This window comes from Granulicatella elegans ATCC 700633, assembly GCF_000162475.2.
Classification (GTDB): domain Bacteria; phylum Bacillota; class Bacilli; order Lactobacillales; family Aerococcaceae; genus Granulicatella; species Granulicatella elegans.
The window spans coordinates 519,442-537,300 of sequence record NZ_KI391971.1; the positions used below are offsets into that span (position 1 = coordinate 519,442).

Below are 17,859 nucleotides of genomic sequence, written 5' to 3' on the forward strand. Positions count from 1 at the left end.
AAACTATCAATCATTAGAGGGAAACTTAGGACGATTGATAGTTTTTTGTTGTTTTAATACTCAAAAAAATTAAAACATGGTATGATATTTAGGAAGATTATATTTATCAAGGAGAAAATATGAAAATATCAGTAGTAATTCCTTTTTATAACGAGGAAAGAATGATTGAAAAAATGTACAGTGAATTAGTTCGTGTACTAAATCAACAAACAAAAGAAGAATTTGAAATTATTTTAATTGATGATGGAAGTAAGGATAAAACTTTTGAAAAAATAGTAGAAATTGCCAAAATTGATGAGAGAGTTCGCTATTTGAGTTTTAGTCGTAATTTTGGGAAAGAAGCTGGAACAATTGCTGGATTACAATACGCAACGGGGGAAGCCGTTATTTTAATGGATGGGGATTTACAGCATCCACCTGCACTTGTTCCGCAAATGATTGAAGCTTATCGAGAAGGCTATGATGTCGTCAGTGGTCGTAGAACAAGAACAGGTGAAAGTCAATTTCGTACTTTTCTAGCGAATCGTTTTTATAAATTAGCCAATCGACTAATGGATACACCTTTAACGGATGGAATTTCTGAGTTTCGCTTATTTAGTCGAAAAGCAGTACGAGCGATTTTATCATTGAATGAATACAATCGTTTTTCAAAAGGGCTTTTCTCATGGATTGGGTTCAAGGAAAAAGTAATTGAATATGAAAATCATGTTCGTGAAATAGGAGAAACAAAATATTCCTTAAAATTTTCATGGAATTATGCTATTCAAGGGATTTTATCGTTTAATGATAAACCATTACGTGCGTGTATTAATTTGGGATTAGGTTGTTTATTAATATCTGTGCTATATATCGTGTGGATGTTCATTAAATATATGATTGATCCAACTTCCTTAGTGAGTGGTTATTTTACAACGATTTTTGCAGTTGTTTTACTAGGTGGAATTCAGTTAATCTCTATTGGAGTTTTAGGAGAATATATCGGGAAAATTTATTATGAAGTGAAAAAACGTCCTCATTATTTAGTGGATAAAACGAATTTTGAGGAGGAGAAAGATGAGTAAAAAGAAAGTAGTTTACTTAACGAGTTTCTTCCTACCAATTGGCATTATGCTTGTTTCGTGGATTATTAATGGATTTTTCCCATTTGGTGCAAAATCACTAATGGCAGTAGATTTTAATGCGCAATATATTGGTTTATATGCTTATTTGAAACATTTCTTCTTAAATGGGGATTGGAATAGCTTTTTCTATTCCTTTTCAAAATCCATTGGCGGAGGAATGCTGGGTATTTGGGGATTTAATTTAATTAGTCCATTTAATGTATTGTATTTCTTCTTTTCAGAACAAAATTTTCAATGGGCAGTTATGTTAACCATTGGTCTTCGATATGGAGTAATGGGACTTACTTGGACACATTTTTTTGTGAAGCGATATAATGGTTTAGAAAAAAATCCTGAATTTCTTCCTATATTTGGAAGTTTGTATGCTCTGAATGGTTTTAATGTCAGTTATCAAATGAATCCTATCTTTTATGATGGGATGATTATGTTGCCACTTGTATTAATGGGTGTAGAAGAAGTGTTGGATAGAACAGGTGCCAAACGCTATGTCCTATTGTTAGCTTTAGCTTTATTACTGCATTTTTACATGGGGTATATGATTTGTATTTTTGTAGTCATCTATGCATTGTTTTATTTATTCAAATCAAAAGATAGAACGTTTAAACAAGGGTTTATTCAATTGCTTCAACTAGGCTTATATTCTATTTTAGCAGTTGGTTTAGTGGCCTTTATTATTGTTCCAATTTTAATGAGCTTAGTTTCTACTAAAGGTGGACTTGAAAGTAAATTATTATTTGAATGGAAATTACAAATTGATCCTTTTGATATTTTTTCTAAATTATTTTTAGGAGCATTTGATAATTCTTCTTGGCCAGCAGGCCCAAATTTACCGAATATTTATGTGGGAACGCTAGGAATGATAGGAACAGTTTATTATTTCTTAAGTTCTAACATTCAAAAAAGAGAAAAAATAGCTTCTTTAGGTGTCTTAATTGTTTTTATCCTATCTTGTGTTCATGAATTTACAAGTAAATTATGGCATATGGGACAAAATCCGGCAGGATTCTTCTATCGATTTTCTTGGATTATGGCATTTTTCTTCGTTTATCTAGCTTATTTATCCTTAAGAGAAGTCGAGCAATTAAATTGGAAAAAATCATTAATAGTCGCTGGAGTCATGATTTTAATTTTCATTTTAGTGATGACAAGACAGTATTCCTTCTTAATTGTTCCACAAAAAATTGCGACATTGGCATTGATTTTTGTGATGTTATCTATTTTAGTGTGGCCACAAATTCATAAAAGATGGGCCTTTTTGGCAGCAGTAACCGCAATTGAATTAATGATGAATGCAACGATTGTTCAATCGAGAGTAGGGTATACGGATGCGTATAAATATCAAGATGCTGTAAAACAATTACAAACAGCAGTAGCTCCAATTCGCCCAAATGATAAAGAATTTTATCGTATTCATGGAAGCTTCCATTTAAGTAAAAATGATCCATTTATGGCGGATTATCCTGGAATGTCGGTGTTTAGTTCTAATTTGGAAAATTCAACAAGAGATTTATTTGAACAATTAGGAAATAACGGGATTAATGCAACGACTTACTATTATGGAACACCATTAAGTGATGCATTATTCAGTTTAAAATATTGGATGACGCCTAAACCGGTCTATACGAAGGATTATCCAGATACAAGTAAAATGTATGTGTTTGGAAAATATGCGACTCGTTTAGATATTACAGAAAATACTCCTGTAATTTATGAAGAGGAGAGAACAGAGGTATTTCAAATTCCACAAACTCTTCCAATAGCATTTGGAGTGAATGAAAAATTAGCTTCATTAGAATTAAGAATGAATCAACCGATTCAAAACTATAATAAAATTACAGAAGCTCAATTAGGAGAAGACTCTAAATATTTGGAGATGTTAGCAGCAAATGAAATTACAACTGATAATTTTTTAGCAGTTGAAAGAGCAGAGACGTATCAAAGAATTGATTCGTCAAAACCAGCTAGCATAACGTACCGTTTTACTCCTCAAACAGATGAAGAGTATTGGGTAACTTTACCAACACGCTTTTCAAAAAATGATAAAAATAATATTAAGATGTATCTCAATGGAGAGGAATATCACTTCTTAAATAATTATCAAGCGACTCAATTAGTAAATATTGCTTCGCAGTCCCAAGGAAAGTCTATTGAATTTAAGATTGAAGTGAATACAGATGAAGAATATACTTTTACTGGCGTTAGATTAGCAAAAACTTATCGTTCAGTTGCAAATCAATTTATTCAAGAACGCCAAAATCAAGCAATTCAATTAACTCATTGGGATAACTCTCATATTCGTGGAACAGTTACGATTACAGATGATAGTAGTGTTATGTTTACTTCGATTCCATACGATAAAGGATGGACTGTAAAAGTCGATGGAAAAGTCGTTGAAACAAGAAAAATTTGGAATAGTTTACTAGGTTTTGCAATTACGAATGGGGAACATACAATTGAATTAAGTTTCATACCTGAAGGATGGAAGATAGGAGTAGGGATTTCTATCGTTTCACTTTTTGTATTCCTAGGTTTAATTTACAAGAAATGGATTTAATGTTTTAGAATATGACTTTAATATATGTAGCAATGGACGCCAGCAGCTTCGCAAAGCGAATCTCATGGCTAAACTTTGAGCCTGGGTCTCAAAGTTTCCAGTAAAAGAAGCCACAAATTGTTGTGGCTTCTTTTACGTTTGCTACTAATATAAGTCTTATCTTAATTTTATAATAATAAAAAAATAATATTAACCTAGGATTGATTTATAAGAAATGGATTTAATGTTTCTATAACTAGACTAGATGGAAAAAATACCGACTTCTATTAGTTAGATAGCTAACTTTTAGAAGTCGGTTTTCGTTATTCGATACTATTATATTTATGATTGTGTAAAAATTCTTTAAGATAGTCTATTCTCGTATTTTCGTCAATTAATAAAGTTTGTTGTAATTGCCCATCTTTGAAAACTAATAAAGTTGGAATTGTTTGTATTTGAGATTGATCGATAAATTTCGTTAATGAATCAGTTTTCTTATCTGTATCAATATAGTAAATGGTACTATTTGTCTCTTTAGCAGCTTGTTTTAATTTTGGTCCAAATTCTTTACAAATTGAACAAGTTTCGCTACCTACGTAGATAAAGTTAATCTTTTTCTTTTTATTTTCTATATCATTTTGAATATTAGTAGAATCTATTTTAACAAATTGTTTTGTTGCTACTACATTCACACTTGAACGAAACATTAAATTAGGATTTATTAATAAGAATAGATTAACAAAAGATATCATGATGACAATATAACCAAAAACAATAAGAGTTTTCTTTTTCATACTTGATTTGCTAACAGTAGGATGTATAAAAAGTAAATAGTACATTCCTAGAAATACAAGAATGTTAAAAAAAGTAAAAAATAAAGAAAAATTTCCGGAAAAATACTGGAGCAATGCTATAACAATGGCAAGTACTATAAATAATTTTTGATTTTTTGTTAAGTTATTAATTTTATACAATAGATACATTCCTTTTTAAAATTTATAATATACATTTATAGCATGATTTGATTCTTTTGTAAATGTTCAAGGATGGAAGATAGGAGTCTATATGTCATGTATAGTGTACTTTGACGAAAAATAGTTTAGAAATGATAATAAATATTAAAGAAAAAAATTTTGTACTAGCAGTAATAAAATCTGTTTTAACAGTTTTTATTAGAGTAAAAATTGAGACCAAGGCTCAATTTTTAGCCATGAGATTCGCTTTGCGAAGCTGCTGGCGTCCTTTGCAAGTTACAAAATTTTTTTCTTTAATATTTACTTATGGTTCTTAAAAAATTCTTTGAGGTCGTTTAGGTTGATATCGCTACTGTTTGATAAAGTTTCTTGTAATTGACCGTCTTTAAAAACTAATAAAGTAGGAATAGAATCAATATGATACTGTTCTGCAAACTTTGCTAATTCATCCGTCTTATTTTCTGTATCAATATAATAAATTGTAGCATTAATACTTCTAGCAGCCTTTCTTAATTTTGGAGCAAACTCCCTACAATACGGACAAGATTCACGTCCAACATAAACAAAACGAATCTGTCTCTTTTGAGTATCCATTTCATTCTGAATAGTCGAATTTTCTAGTTGGACAAAATGACGTGTTGCCTGAACATATTCAGTAGAACGATAAACTAAAGTATTGTCATTTGAAACAAGAATACGAGGATTAACAAAACATAACATTATAATAACACCAATATAGGATGCGATTAATTTTTTTCGTGGGCTCCAAGTTTTAAAAAAATGATCTTTTAGGAATAGAAAATAATATCCAGATGCTACAAGAAATTGTAAAAAAATCCATAGTAGTGAAAATTCACTAACGAAATAATTAAATATCATATAAGCTAAAAGAATAATTAAGAATATACAATCCCCTTTAGTTAAAAATTTAACTTTAGTCATTACACCCACACCCTTTGCAAGTTACAAAATTTTTTTCTTTAATATTTACTTATGGTTCTGTAGAAATTCTTTTAAATCATTTAGGCTGATATCGCTGCTGTTTGATAAAGTTTCTTGTAATTGACCGTCTTTAAAGATTAGTAAAGTAGGGATAGAATCAATATGATATTGTTCTGCAAATTTCGCTAATTCTTCCGTCTTATTTTCCGTATTAATATAATAAATTGTAGCATTAATACTTCCTGCAGTCTGTTTTAATTTTGGAGCAAATTCCCTACAATACGGACAAGTTTCACGTCCAACATAAACAAAACGAAGCTGTCTCTTTAAATCCTTCATATTTTCTTGAATTCTTGAATTATCTAGTTCTACAAAATGACGTGTTGCTTGCATATATTCAGTTGTTCGGTAAATCCAAGAGTTATTTTTAGAAATAAATAATGGAGGAGCGATTAAAAGAATCATTAAGCAAATAGCAATTATGTTCTTTGCTAAAGTAGAAAATTTATTACTTAGAGGAGATTTAGATACTAAATAGTAAGCTCCTGTTGCTATGAAAAATGAATAGAGAATCCAAAGTAAGGATTTTCCACTAATAAAATAATCAAATAGCAAAAAGCAAATAAGAAGGATTGAAAACAATTTATCATCTTTCGTCAAAGACTTAATCTTACACATTAAAACCAACTCCTTTATTATTTTATACTTACATTATAATATAAAACTCTTTATTTGAAAACGTTTTAAAAAGAAGAGCGTAATAAATATTAAAGAAAAAAATCTTGTACTAGCAGTAATAAAAGCTGATAAATCAGATTTTATTAGAGGAAAATTTGAGACCCTAGGCTCAAATTTTAGCCATGAGATTCTCAATGCGAAGCTGCTGGCGTCCTTTGCTACTACAAAATTTTTTCTATAGTATTTATTTAGAGAAATTACGAAATCATACTTTTGTCCCATTGTCGTGGGATGAGAATATGCTATAATTTTCCTAAGAGAGTTGATAAAGGAGAAGTCTTATGAAGAAACATATTATTCAAGCTATTAAGCTATTTTTCTTTGTAGCAGTCAGTTCAAGAGTTTTTGTAAGAATGCATAGTTCTGCAGAAATGTTTCTATTTATTTTATTATGTTATGGAATATTTTTCTATGTACTATTCCGTAAAGAAATGAATCCACCAAATTGGAAAACATATTTACAGAAGGAAAAGGAATTAAAAGGCCCATCAGAGAAGCAAAAAGAAATTTATGACAAAGCAGGTTTAACAGAAAGTGATGTTGCTTTCTTTAGAGAAAAAATGAATCGAGCAAAAACTCAAATTCAACAAATCGAAGCTTATACAAAACAAAATAATAAACTAGAAGCGATTGCGAATCGTTATCAAATCGTCACTGTTTTAAAAGATTATTTCAAGGAAATTGTCCAACATCCGGAACGATTACATGCCGTTGATAAATTTTTAAATACGTATTTGCCAGGTTTAGAAGAAATGATGGGAAAATATATTGAAATCGAACAACATATTTCTAAAACACAGGAAACTTACCAAATGTTGGATCAAACAATGGACTTCATAGATGACTGTTGTCTACAGATTGAAGCGGACTATCAAAAATTCCAAGCACAAGATTTTAGTGATTTAAATTTAGAAAAGGAATATATTCAAAAGCAATCTCAAAAAGAAGAATTTGAAGATTTCTAGGAGGAAATATACATGACAGAAAAACAAACAACAGTAGAAGATTTAATTCAAAATCCATTTGGAGAACAAGTGAGTGTAACTCCATTATCAGAAGTGTCTCACGATTTTCCAGCAACACAAACAGAAGCAAGTCCAAAGAAATTAATCGATACATTGGATGAAAAACATCAAGAACAAGCTCGTGCATTAGCAAAGCAGATTGATGAAACAAATTTACAAGCGATTATTAGTTATGGAGCTGCAGCTCAAAAACAATTAGGGGAATTTTCTCATCAAATGCTTTCTCATGTGCAAGCAAAAGATACAGGAGAAATTGGGGATATTTTAAATGACTTAATGGAGCGTTTAAATGAAACAGACCCAAATGATTTAGTAGCTGAAAATCAAGGATTCTTCCAAAAATTCTTTGGAAAAATTAAGAAGAGTATTTATGAAATGCAAGCCAAATATCAAGAAGTGGGCTCACAAGTCGATAAAATTGCGATTCGTTTAGACCATGAAAAAAATGGATTATTAAATGATAATTTATCATTGGAACAATTATATCAACGCAATAAAGATTTCTTTGATGCTTTAAATATTTATATTGCAGCGGGAGAATTAAAATTAGTTGAATTACAAGAGACATTAATTCCTGAAGCTTTAGAAAAAGCACGTGTAACAGGAGACCAAATGGATGTACAAGTCGTAAATGACTTAGAACAATTCCTAGACCGCTTAGAAAAAAGAAATCATGACTTGAAATTAACGAGACAAATGACGATTCAACAAGCACCACAAATTCGTTTAATTCAAAATACAAACCAAGCATTAGCTGAAAAAATTCAATCATCGATTACAACAACCATTCCATTATGGAAAAACCAAATTGCAATTGCGATGACATTATTACGCCAAAAAGATGCCGTAACGGCACAAAGACAAGTGTCAGAAACAACAAATCAATTAATTCAAAAAAATTCAGAAATGTTGAAAATTTCTACAATTGAAACTGCTCGTGAAAATGAACGAGGCATTATTGATTTAGAAACATTACAAAAAACTCAAAAAGATTTAATTGAAACATTAGAAGAAACGTTGAAGATTCAACAAGAAGGTAGAGCAAGAAGAAGAAAAGCGGAAGTCGAATTAACAAATATGGAAGAAGATTTAAGACAAAAATTATTAGTATTAAGTCATAAAGAAAAACAAATTCATCAAGATTAATAGAATGGAATGCTAGATAGAGTTACAAGTTTAAATTACGATTCAGTAGTAAAGTTGTAATCTGCTTGTAATAAAATAAACTTGCGATTTTTTCAAACATTATTTACAATAGAGATAAATAAATTTTTTAATGAGGTGAGAAAATGCACGTTTGGATCGTAGTAGTAGCATTATTAGCTTTAGCAGTATTTTTCTTATTCATTTCATTGTTCTTAAAAGACAATCAATATGAAGATGAATTAGATGAATTAAGTGAAGGCTTATTAGAATTAAATCGAGAAGTGTATTCTTTAAAGAAAAAAATTCAAGAGTTGGAAGGAACACCTATTTATCGTGCTCCTGTTGAGCATACTCCTCAACCTGAACCAGAATTTACATTTATTCCACAACCAGTAGTTGAGCCAGAACCAACTTTCACTCCAAGATTTGAAGAAAAAGAAGAGGAAGTTCAACCAGTATTTGAACCAACACCAACATTTACTGAACCAACTTTTTCACAACATGAAGAAGAGGAAGAAGAGTTACATAGTATCACTCGTAAACATATCTTGACTCTATTTAGTCATGGTGCTTCTTATGAAGAAATTGCCGAACAATTAAATGTTCCAGTTTCAACTGTTCAATTAGTAATTGATAGCTATTTTGAATCAGGATCACATTAAGGAGGGGTAATATGAGTAAAACAAAATTTCGCTCTTTAGGTGTAGGTTTCCTTTTATCAGCAATTTTCTTAGCTTTAGCAACTGTGGCATGGCCATTTGTTCCTGAATCATTGAAAAGTCAATTAGATAGTGTTCATTTACCATTAGTAACAGATACTGTTAAAACGACTGAAGAAACAACTGCAGCTACAACGCAAGCTACACAAACAACTGAAACAACTACTAAAACAACTGCTAAAGTTGCAGATAAACCTGTAACAATTACAGTTGAAAGTGGAGAAGTTTCAAGTGATGTTGCTCGTAAATTACAAGAAGCAGGAGTTATCACTGATTCTAAAGCATTTGTAGATTATTTATTAGAAAATAATATTGCAGAAAATATTTTGGCAGGAACATTTGAAATCCAACCAAATAGTAGTTTTGAAGAAATTGCTCGGACAATTGGAGCTTTACGTTAATTTATAAAAATAAGAGGTAGACACTTAAAATAGTGTTTACCTCTTTTCTTGTTTTATATTGAAGATTTTTTCGCCCAGATTAGATAACTAAATAAGACAAAAATTAAAATGGTTAAGCTAATGAGAATTTCGACAGTAACAAATAAATTCAATAGGGAATTTTGTATTATTCCTTGAGCCATTTTTAGGGAAGTTGCAGTAACAATGGTTGGGAATGTTAAAGCTGAAAATGCAGGTTGAAATCCATGTTTTAAGATATAAGGTAAACGACTTAAAACAAATAAGAAAAATACCTGAGATGCGATCATCATCATGATTAATCCCCATGTTGGCAACTGTTGTCCCCATACACGGACTAATGATGCTAGTAATAAGGAAAAAGGAGCACAATAGATTCCTTCTTGTCCTAATAATATTGTAGGAAGTGGCTTTTGCTTTAAATCTTTATAAATACGTGGGTATAAATAAAAGGTTAAGAGAAATCCAAATAGAATCGTTGCATAGGCTATTTGAATAATTCCTACAACTGGATAGGTTAAAGCAGCAACAGCAATTCCGACATATAAAACGGTCCAAGATGGCGTAGCATAAATTTTTTCTTTTGAAGTTAATAATTGAATTGTAAAATAAGTAATTAGTCCAATATCTAATAGGAATGAGAACCACCAAAGAACTTGTGCTAATAGAGATACACTTGGAACTGTACGTAGAACATAAGTAGCTAAAATCATTCCTGCCATAGGGAAAGTAGCCATTCCTGATAAAACAGGTGGTTTCTTTAATTCTTGTTGGGCTTCTTTCCAATCTAGTAAATGTGTAACAAGAAAATAAATCCATAAGACTAGTCCCATGATACTTAATGTATGAGATAACTCAGGGATTGAGTCGGATATAAGATTTCCAGCGCCAGCTAACCCAAGAAGGCAACCAGAAAAGGCTAAAGGTAACTTTTTCATAACATCCTCCAATAAACTTTTTATGAAAAGTATATCACAAAATAGAATGCAGGAACATTTAAATTTGTAACTTTCTTAAAAAGAGAGTGATTAAAAATCCATTTTATTTCGTTAAATTATTTTAAAATCTGATAGATTTATTATTAAACCAATTCTAAATTATGCTATAATGGAGCAGTGAATATTAAAAGATGGATGTGAATACATGATTAACAAAAGAAAAAATCGTCCTATAAAGAAAAAATCACATATTCCATTTCGATTAAATTTATTATTTTTTATTGTGTTTTTTTCTTTTATGGCATTAATCGGACGATTAGCGTATGTTCAATTAGTCAAAGGGGATGATTTCATCGCCTTAGTGAAACGTACAGAAACTTCTACTGCAAAAAAAGCAGTTCCAAGGGGTTCTATTTATGATAGTAAAGGAAAAGTTTTAGTAGGAAATAAACCAAAATTAGCAGTGAACTATACACGTTCGTCAGATGCTACAACAGCAAGTATGTTGGAAACCGCTAAAAAATTAACGGAGTTTATTACAGTAGATACTAGTAAATTAAGAGAGAGAGATTTAAAAGATTATTGGTTTGCAACTCATCCGGAGGAAGCTAGTAAGCTATTAACAGCAGAAGAGAAAAAGAAAGCATCCAAAGAAGGCTTATCGAATAGTAAGACTTATGAGATGCAGTTAGATCATATTACAGAAGAACAAATCAATTATTCTGATAGTGAAAAACAAGCAATTGCTATTTTTACGAAGATGAATAGTGCCTATGCCTTATCAACCGTTACGATTAAAAATGATTCTGTAACAGAACAAGAAGTTGCTCGTATTAGTGAACGTCTTGGAGAGTTAAAAGGGATTGACATTGATTCAGATTGGGATCGTGAATACCCAATGGGAGATATGTTGAAGACAATTCTAGGTTCTGTATCTTCTGAAACAACAGGTTTACCTTCTGATAGAGTGCGTTCTTTATTAACTCTAGGGTATTCATTAAATGATCGTGTAGGTACAAGTTATTTAGAAGAACAATATGAATCAGTTTTAAGTGGAACAGAAACAGTGGTTCAAAGCCAAACGAATAATCGTGGAGAAGTGGTTAACCACGAAGAACGTTATGGTGGAAAAGCTGGTTCCAATTTAGTGATGACAATTGATACGGATTTTCAAAAGAAATTGGAAGATATTGTTACTAAAGCTGTAGAAGGATTATCAGATGCCACTGCAGACCGAGTGTATGTTGTTGCAATGAATCCAAAATCCGGAGATGTTTTAGGAATTACTGGTAAAAAGAAAAAATATAATGAAAATTATCAAGTAACTGGAATTGAAGATGATGCCTTAGGAGCTATTAATGGTGCCTTTGGGATGGGGTCAGCTGTAAAAGCGGCAACAGTTATTTCTGGATATATGGATGGAGTTATTACAAGAGAAGATAATACGATTGTCGATGAACCAATTGAGTTTGAAGCTTCTAAACCGAAAAGTTCTGTATTCAACCGTAATGGTAGTATTCCTGTAACAGATTTAGATGCGATTGAGCGTTCTTCTAACGTTTATATGATTAAGTTAGCCATGAGAATGGGTGGACAATATGAGTATAAAAAAGGTGGAAAATTAAATATTAATCTTAACGTATTTGATAAATTACGTGAGTATTATGCCCAATTTGGTTTAGGGGTTCGTACAGGAATTGACTTACCTAATGAAGGAAAAGGATATAATGGTGGTACAGGTGCTGCCTTCTCTGCACTGGACTTTGCGTTCGGTCAGTTTGACTTATATACGCCATTACAATTAGCTCAATATATGGCTACTATTGCCAATGGAGGAACACGTATTGCACCTCGTTTAGTAAAAGAAATTCATTCAACAGGTAAAGATGGAGGAATTGGTGATTTAGAGACAGTTGTTCCAACAAAAATTATGAATTCTCTCCAAGTAGAAGCAGGATTAATTGATCATATTAAAGAGGGATTATATCGTGTAACGCATGGAGCAAACGGAACTTCAGCTTATACATTTAGAAATTATACGCCTTCTGTTTCTGGTAAAACAGGTACAGTAGAAGCGTTCTACGATGGACCATTACCACAATTTAAACAAAAGGAAGTAGAGAACTCTACATTTGCTTCTTATGCTCCTTCTGATAATCCTGAAATTGTTGTATCAGTAGTTGCACCATATTTTTCAAATGGAATTCCTGGAGACTTTGCAGCTGGAATTACAAAACAAGTGTATGATGCATACTTCCACCAAGAAAGTTCAACTTCATCAACAAATTCTACAACTGCTAATGGACAAACAAATACTCAAGCAGGAAATCGTCCAGCACAACAAGCAGCGAATGCACAAGTCCAACAAAATACTCAAGCTGCAACAGTACGACAACAACAAAATACGACTGTTCCTGTAGCTCCAGTAAGAAGACAAGGACAATAATCAATAAAAAAGGTTTTTGAGTTTTCAAAAGCCTTTTTTTATTGATAAAATGAATAGACAAGATATAATACTATTAAGGAGGCGTGATTATGAATGATTTTACAGAAGTAACCGTACAAAAAGAAGTGAAGTACAAAGGTGGTATTTTTACAGTTGAACACCATGTAGTCTCTCTTCCAAATGGAAAACAATCAACGAGAGACATCGTATTACATAATGGAGCAGTAGCAGTTCTTGTTGTTCATGTGGGAAAGATTTTATTAGTACGTCAATATCGCAAAGCTATTGAAGCTCATACATTAGAAATTCCAGCAGGTAAATTAGACCACGATGGAGAAAGCCCATTAGAAGCCGCAAAAAGAGAGTTAGAAGAAGAAGCGCAATTAAGTGCAAATGAATGGAAAAAAGTAGTTGATTTAGTACCAACTCCTGGATATTGTAATGAAAAAATTCATCTTTATGAAGCAAAAGGAATTCAGCATTTAGAAAATGCAGCACCATTAGATGAAGATGAATTTGTTTCAATTGAGTGGATTCCAGTGGAAGAAGTGATTCAGAAAATCCATAATGGAGAAATCACGGATGCCAAAACGATTATTGCTGTTCAATATGCAGCATTGCATCAATAGGAGAAAATATGTCGAAAGAACCATTATTAACGCGAAAAGCTTTGAGAGAACATGTAGTAGAGCAAAAAAGGTCTCAAAATAGTGAAGAGATTGAATGGAATGATTCACCAGTTCCTAAAAAGCCTTTTTTAGAAAGATATAATCGCTTTTTAACGATTTGGATGATTGCGATGATTGTACTGATTATTGTAGCAATCGGAGTTCAAATCTTCTTATAAAATGATGGAAATATTAGATTCTAATTTAGAACATCATTTAAGGCTAGACAATTTATAAGAGCTTTGATAAAATAACACATATATTTAAAGACATTGATGGAAAAGGGTTTTAGAAAATTTCATTATTAGGGAGAAAGGTCAGCGACTGAAAGCCTTTCATGAAAATCTACAACTTTTCACTTCCGAAGTCGCCATTGGGATTCGATAAGATGAATAATGGATCGGTTCGTTACCGTTAATAACGCCGAGTGCCTGCAATGCAGGAATGAGGGTGGTACCGCGATAAAGTTCGTCCCTTACAATTTTTAGGAATTGTAAGGGACTTTTTGTTTATTAAAATGATTTATAGGAGGAAACAAAATGAATTTAGCAGAAATGAAACAACAATTTGATGCGATTCGTCAAGATGTATTAGCTGCATTAGAAACCGTTCAAACTTTAAAAGAAGTTGAACAAATTCGTGTGCAACAATTAGGAAAAAAAGGACCTATTACGGAAGTTTTAAAAAATATTAAAAATATCGTTCCTGAAGAACGTCCACAAGTAGGAGCTTTAGCAAACGAATTACGTAGTGTGATTGAAGAAAAAATTGCTAGTATTAAAGCAGACTTAGAAGCAAAAGCATTAGTAGAATCTTTACGTAAAGAAACAATCGATGTTACTATGCCAGGTCGTCCAATGACAGTCGGTACAAAACACGTATTAAGTCACGTTAGTGATGAAGTGGAAGATTTTTTCATTGGATTAGGATATCAAGTAGTAGAAGGTCCAGAAGTAGAATCAGATCACTATAACTTCGAAATGATGAACTTACCAAAAGATCATCCTGCTCGTGATATGCAAGATACATTTTATATTACACCTGAGTATTTATTACGTACGCAAACTTCACCAGTTCAAGCAAGAACGATGGAAAAACATGATTTCTCTAAAGGACCATTAAAAATGATTAGTCCAGGGCGTGTATTTAGACGTGATAATGATGATGCAACTCACTCCCATCAATTCTATCAAATCGAAGGATTAGTAATTGATAAACATATTACAATGGCAGACTTAAAAGGAACATTAGCTGCATTTGCCAAAGAGTTATTTGGTCAAGAGCGTGAAGTTCGCCTACGTCCAAGTTACTTCCCATTTACGGAGCCTTCTTTAGAAGTAGATATTACCTGTTTCAAATGTGGTGGACAAGGTTGTTCAATTTGTAAAGGAACAGGTTGGATTGAAATTTTAGGTTCTGGAATGGTTCACCCGAATGTATTAGAAGCTGCTGGAGTGGATTCAAGCGTTTATGGTGGATTTGCCTTTGGATTAGGACAAGACCGTATTGCAATGTTGAAATATGGAATCGAAGATATTCGTTCACTTTATACGAATGATGTTCGTTTCTTAAATCAATTTACGAAGTAAGGAGAAGAGAATATGAAATTATCGTATGAATGGTTAAATGAATATTTAGATTTAAGTTCAATTACTCCTCAAGAATTAGGGGAAAAAATGTCACGTACTGGGATTGAGGTAGATAGTGTATCTGTTCCAGGTGAAGGACTAAGTGGTTTAGTCGTAGGTCGTGCATTAGAAGTAGTGGATCATCCAGATTCAGATCATTTACATGTCGTAACCGTAGATGTTGCTGAAGAAGAACCATTACAAATTGTTTGTGGTGCACCAAATATTGCTAAAGGACAAAAAATTATCGTAGCAACTCATGGAGCACGTATTGCTGGTGGTCATAAAATTAAGCGTGGAAAATTAAGAGGAGTCGTATCTCAAGGGATGATTTGTTCTCTTCAAGAGTTAGGATTACCTTCTTCATTAGTACCAAAAGAATATGAGCAAGGCATTTATGTATTTGAAGATGATGCGATTGAAGTTGGAATGGATGCTGTTAAAGCATTAGCATTAGATAGTGCGATTGTGGAATTAGATATTACAGCTAACCGTGCAGATGCTTTAAGTATAAGAGGTTCTGTTCATGAAATTGGTGCTATTTATAATTTAGAAAATACATTAACACCAGATGAATTTTTAGAAGGAGGTTCGTCTTCATTAGATCCATGGATGACAGTATCGGTTGAAGATGAAGTAGATACTCCAGCTTATCACTTACAAATTATTAAAAATGTGACCGTAAAACCAAGTCCACAATGGATGCAAAATCGATTAATTGCAGCAGGTGTTCGTCCAATTAATAATATCGTTGACGTTACAAACTATGTTTTAATGGAATATGGACAACCATTACATGCATTTGATTATGATCGTTTAAATTCAAAACAAATTCATGTTCGTCGTGCAAAAGAGTGCGAAACATTAGTAACATTAGATGGTGTTGAACGTACATTAAGTAATGAAATTGTCATTACAGATGGAGAAAAACCAGTTGCCTTAGCTGGTGTAATGGGTGGATTAGATTCAGAAATTATTGAAACTACAACGACTGTTGCATTAGAATCAGCATTATTTGAGCCAAAAGCGATTCGTTTAGCTTCTCAAAAACATAATTTAAGAAGTGAATCAAGTAGCCGTTTTGAAAAAGGAATTAATAAAGCGACAATTTTACAAGCTGGTAAGAGAGCTGCAGCATTAATTGCTGAATTAGGAGATGGTGAAGTAGTTGAAGGAGTTGCTTCTGCGCAATCACTAACATTAGAGTTACCAGTTGTTTCAATTTCATTAGAACGCTTAAATCATGTTTTAGGAACTAGCCTTTCAACAGAAGAAGTATTACAAGTATTTAAACAATTAGCTTATCCTACAAAAGAAGAAGAAGGAGTATTCCATGTGACAGTTCCTGCTTGGAGATTTGATATTTCAATTGAAGCAGATTTAGTGGAAGAAGTAGGACGTATTTATGGATATGATAAAATTCCTTCTACATTACCAACAACTGCAAGTACACAAGGTGGATTAACTGAGAAACAACGCTTTGTTCGTTGGACTCGTCAATTTATGCAAGGAGCAGGCTTATCTCAATCGTACTCTTATGCGTTAACAACTCCTGAAAAATCTCATTGGTTTACAGTAGAAGAAAGACCAAGTATTCGTTTAGACTTACCGATGAGTGAAGAAAGAAGTGAATTAAGACAGTCAATGTTACCAAGTTTATTGGAAGCATTACAATATAATGTCGCTCGTTCACAACAAAATGTTCGTTTATTTGAAGTAGGGAAAGTATTCTCTATTGGTAAAGACGGTTCTGAAGATTTCCAGGAAAGAGAAGTGATTGGAGCTGCAGTAACAGGAGAATGGGGTCATGCTTCATGGCAATCACCAGCACAACCTGTTGATTTCTTCGCATTAAAAGGAGTATTAGAAGCTTATTTTGCAGAATTAAACTGTAGTGATCGTATTCGTTTTGTTGCAACAGATGCGATTGGGCAATTACATCCAGGTCAAACAGCTTATATTTATTTAGGCGAAGAATTAATTGGATTTATTGGAAAAATTCATCCAGTGATTCAAAAAGAATTAGATTTATCAGATACATTTGTATTTGAATTATTAGTGGAACCTTTATTAGCAGAAGGATTACAAGAACGTGTGATTCAATCTGTACCAAAATTCCCATCAATGACACGTGATATTGCGTTATTAGTTCCTGTATCAATGGCGCATGCAACATTAGAAGCAGTCATTAAAGAACAGGCTGGTCAATATTTACAATCAGTTACTTTATTCGACGTTTATAAAGGAGAGCATGTACAAGAAGGGTATCAATCATTAGCTTATTCGATTCGTTTCTTAAATAAAGAAGCTACTTTACAAGAGGAAGAAATTAAACAAGCAATGGATCGTATCCAAACAGCCTTAGTTGCATTGGATGATGTAACTATTCGATAAGGCGCTACGGAATAAAAGAACTTTTCTTGAATAGCAAGGACGCCAGCAGCCTCGCTCTGCGAGTCTCATGGCTAAAATTCGAGCCTAGGTCTCGAATTTTCCTAAAACAAAAAAATCCAGTTTTAACTGGATTTTTTTGTGTTTGCTATTAAGAAAAGTTCTTTTATT

Annotated in this window: 15 protein-coding genes; 11 read left to right on the plus strand and 4 right to left on the minus strand. The window is 32.3% G+C overall.

Annotated features, from left to right (window positions below; translation table 11 throughout):
- Positions 1–119 precede the first annotated feature (119 nt).
- Both pgfS and HMPREF0446_RS02405 read left to right on the plus strand, forming a co-directional pair.
- Positions 120–1,061 carry a glycosyltransferase PgfS gene (gene pgfS, locus HMPREF0446_RS02400; RefSeq protein WP_006703001.1) on the plus strand — a complete coding sequence of 314 codons (942 nt, stop codon included), beginning with the start codon at positions 120–122 and terminating at the stop codon, positions 1,059–1,061.
- On the plus strand, positions 1,054–3,675 hold the full coding sequence (locus HMPREF0446_RS02405) for a YfhO family protein (RefSeq protein ID WP_006703000.1): 2,622 nt from the start codon (positions 1,054–1,056) through the stop codon (positions 3,673–3,675). Before pgfS ends, HMPREF0446_RS02405 begins: the two co-directional genes overlap by 8 nt.
- A gap of 302 nt (positions 3,676–3,977) precedes the next feature.
- Here the strand turns inward: HMPREF0446_RS02405 and HMPREF0446_RS08120 are convergent, their stop codons facing one another.
- From HMPREF0446_RS08120 to HMPREF0446_RS02425, 3 genes are all read right to left on the minus strand, one after another.
- Entirely contained in the window at positions 3,978–4,448 is a 471-nt protein-coding gene (locus HMPREF0446_RS08120; RefSeq protein WP_006702999.1) for a thioredoxin family protein, read from the minus strand.
- A 480-nt stretch (positions 4,449–4,928) separates the two neighbouring features.
- Positions 4,929–5,348: a thioredoxin family protein gene (locus tag HMPREF0446_RS02420; protein ID WP_244875063.1), complete on the minus strand. Its 420-nt coding sequence runs from the start codon at positions 5,346–5,348 to the stop codon at positions 4,929–4,931.
- Positions 5,349–5,615: 267 nt separating this feature from the next.
- A complete protein-coding gene (locus tag HMPREF0446_RS02425; RefSeq protein ID WP_006702997.1) occupies positions 5,616–6,248 on the minus strand; it encodes a thioredoxin family protein in 633 nt (210 codons plus the stop codon).
- A gap of 341 nt (positions 6,249–6,589) precedes the next feature.
- Between HMPREF0446_RS02425 and HMPREF0446_RS02430 the strand changes: the two genes are divergently transcribed.
- From HMPREF0446_RS02430 to HMPREF0446_RS02445, 4 genes are all read left to right on the plus strand, one after another.
- Positions 6,590–7,273, plus strand: a complete 684-nt coding sequence (locus HMPREF0446_RS02430) for a 5-bromo-4-chloroindolyl phosphate hydrolysis family protein (RefSeq protein WP_006702996.1) — start codon at positions 6,590–6,592, stop codon at positions 7,271–7,273.
- Between the two features lie 12 nt (positions 7,274–7,285).
- Positions 7,286–8,479 carry a toxic anion resistance protein gene (locus HMPREF0446_RS02435; protein ID WP_006702995.1) on the plus strand — a complete coding sequence of 398 codons (1,194 nt, stop codon included), beginning with the start codon at positions 7,286–7,288 and terminating at the stop codon, positions 8,477–8,479.
- Positions 8,480–8,622: 143 nt separating this feature from the next.
- Positions 8,623–9,141 carry a helix-turn-helix domain-containing protein gene (locus HMPREF0446_RS02440; RefSeq protein WP_006702994.1) on the plus strand — a complete coding sequence of 173 codons (519 nt, stop codon included), beginning with the start codon at positions 8,623–8,625 and terminating at the stop codon, positions 9,139–9,141.
- Positions 9,142–9,152: 11 nt separating this feature from the next.
- Positions 9,153–9,599, plus strand: a complete 447-nt coding sequence (locus HMPREF0446_RS02445; protein WP_006702993.1) for an endolytic transglycosylase MltG — start codon at positions 9,153–9,155, stop codon at positions 9,597–9,599.
- 53 nt (positions 9,600–9,652) lie between these two features.
- On the opposite strand, the gene HMPREF0446_RS02450 is transcribed toward HMPREF0446_RS02445, so the two are convergent.
- Positions 9,653–10,555, minus strand: a complete 903-nt coding sequence (locus HMPREF0446_RS02450; RefSeq protein ID WP_006702992.1) for a TDT family transporter — start codon at positions 10,553–10,555, stop codon at positions 9,653–9,655.
- 205 nt (positions 10,556–10,760) lie between these two features.
- Between HMPREF0446_RS02450 and HMPREF0446_RS02455 the strand changes: the two genes are divergently transcribed.
- From HMPREF0446_RS02455 to pheT, 5 genes are all read left to right on the plus strand, one after another.
- Complete coding sequence (locus HMPREF0446_RS02455) at positions 10,761–13,001, plus strand: peptidoglycan D,D-transpeptidase FtsI family protein (protein WP_006702991.1); 2,241 nt, start codon at positions 10,761–10,763, stop codon at positions 12,999–13,001.
- 89 nt (positions 13,002–13,090) lie between these two features.
- Positions 13,091–13,630, plus strand: a complete 540-nt coding sequence (locus tag HMPREF0446_RS02460) for an NUDIX hydrolase (RefSeq protein ID WP_020991295.1) — start codon at positions 13,091–13,093, stop codon at positions 13,628–13,630.
- Positions 13,631–13,638: 8 nt separating this feature from the next.
- Complete coding sequence (locus HMPREF0446_RS02465; RefSeq protein WP_006702989.1) at positions 13,639–13,848, plus strand: hypothetical protein; 210 nt, start codon at positions 13,639–13,641, stop codon at positions 13,846–13,848.
- A gap of 360 nt (positions 13,849–14,208) precedes the next feature.
- Positions 14,209–15,258: a phenylalanine--tRNA ligase subunit alpha gene (pheS, locus tag HMPREF0446_RS02470; protein ID WP_006702988.1), complete on the plus strand. Its 1,050-nt coding sequence runs from the start codon at positions 14,209–14,211 to the stop codon at positions 15,256–15,258.
- Positions 15,259–15,270: 12 nt separating this feature from the next.
- Positions 15,271–17,691, plus strand: coding sequence for a phenylalanine--tRNA ligase subunit beta (gene pheT / locus HMPREF0446_RS02475; protein ID WP_006702987.1), 2,421 nt, complete (start codon positions 15,271–15,273; stop codon positions 17,689–17,691).
- The last annotated feature ends 168 nt before the right edge of the window (positions 17,692–17,859 follow it).

Excerpts from the sequence above, each read along its gene's own strand:
- HMPREF0446_RS02430 (WP_006702996.1), top strand. The coding sequence starts at position 6,590 with ATGAAGAAACATATTATTCAAGCTATTAAGCTATTTTTCTTTGTAGCA.
- HMPREF0446_RS02465 (WP_006702989.1), top strand. The coding sequence starts at position 13,639 with ATGTCGAAAGAACCATTATTAACGCGAAAAGCTTTGAGAGAACATGTA.
- HMPREF0446_RS02455 (WP_006702991.1), top strand. The coding sequence starts at position 10,761 with ATGATTAACAAAAGAAAAAATCGTCCTATAAAGAAAAAATCACATATT.
- HMPREF0446_RS02435 (WP_006702995.1), top strand. The coding sequence starts at position 7,286 with ATGACAGAAAAACAAACAACAGTAGAAGATTTAATTCAAAATCCATTT.
- HMPREF0446_RS02420 (WP_244875063.1), bottom strand. The coding sequence starts at position 5,348 with ATGTTATGTTTTGTTAATCCTCGTATTCTTGTTTCAAATGACAATACT.
- HMPREF0446_RS08120 (WP_006702999.1), bottom strand. The coding sequence starts at position 4,448 with ATGAAAAAGAAAACTCTTATTGTTTTTGGTTATATTGTCATCATGATA.
- pheS (WP_006702988.1), top strand. The coding sequence starts at position 14,209 with ATGAATTTAGCAGAAATGAAACAACAATTTGATGCGATTCGTCAAGAT.
- HMPREF0446_RS02440 (WP_006702994.1), top strand. The coding sequence starts at position 8,623 with ATGCACGTTTGGATCGTAGTAGTAGCATTATTAGCTTTAGCAGTATTT.
- HMPREF0446_RS02445 (WP_006702993.1), top strand. The coding sequence starts at position 9,153 with ATGAGTAAAACAAAATTTCGCTCTTTAGGTGTAGGTTTCCTTTTATCA.
- pgfS (WP_006703001.1), top strand. The coding sequence starts at position 120 with ATGAAAATATCAGTAGTAATTCCTTTTTATAACGAGGAAAGAATGATT.
- HMPREF0446_RS02450 (WP_006702992.1), bottom strand. The coding sequence starts at position 10,555 with ATGAAAAAGTTACCTTTAGCCTTTTCTGGTTGCCTTCTTGGGTTAGCT.
- HMPREF0446_RS02405 (WP_006703000.1), top strand. The coding sequence starts at position 1,054 with ATGAGTAAAAAGAAAGTAGTTTACTTAACGAGTTTCTTCCTACCAATT.
- HMPREF0446_RS02460 (WP_020991295.1), top strand. The coding sequence starts at position 13,091 with ATGAATGATTTTACAGAAGTAACCGTACAAAAAGAAGTGAAGTACAAA.
- HMPREF0446_RS02425 (WP_006702997.1), bottom strand. The coding sequence starts at position 6,248 with ATGTGTAAGATTAAGTCTTTGACGAAAGATGATAAATTGTTTTCAATC.
- pheT (WP_006702987.1), top strand. The coding sequence starts at position 15,271 with ATGAAATTATCGTATGAATGGTTAAATGAATATTTAGATTTAAGTTCA.